The 254-nt window shown below is 53.9% G+C and carries 1 protein-coding gene; it reads left to right on the top strand.

Annotated features, from left to right (window positions below; all coding sequences use genetic code 11):
- The coding region (locus tag SB765_RS31740) for an EscU/YscU/HrcU family type III secretion system export apparatus switch protein (RefSeq protein WP_410932771.1) at nucleotides 1-254 on the top strand (254 nt) is incomplete at both ends.

Genomic DNA, 254 nt, shown 5'->3' with positions numbered 1-254 from the left:
GGGCAGTTTCGTAATCGCATTCTGGGTGGTCTGGCTGACTCAGCGGCATTTACTGTTTGCGCAACTCCATGCGCAACCGGTCGATCTGTTCCCGATCTGGGCTCATTTGTTGTTGGTGCTGGTGCTGGCTTTTCTGGGCTGCATCGTGCTGGTCGTCATGCTTGATGCACTGTGTGAGTACTGGCTGTACATCAAGGATCTGAAGATGGACAAGCAGTCAGTCAAGCGCGAGCACAAGGAACAGGAAGGCAACC

It is taken from the genome of Pseudomonas sp. SIMBA_067 (assembly GCF_046534675.1).
In the GTDB taxonomy this organism is placed as follows: Bacteria; Pseudomonadota; Gammaproteobacteria; order Pseudomonadales; family Pseudomonadaceae; genus Aquipseudomonas; species Aquipseudomonas putida.
This window is presented reverse-complemented; position numbering and strand designations above follow the sequence as displayed.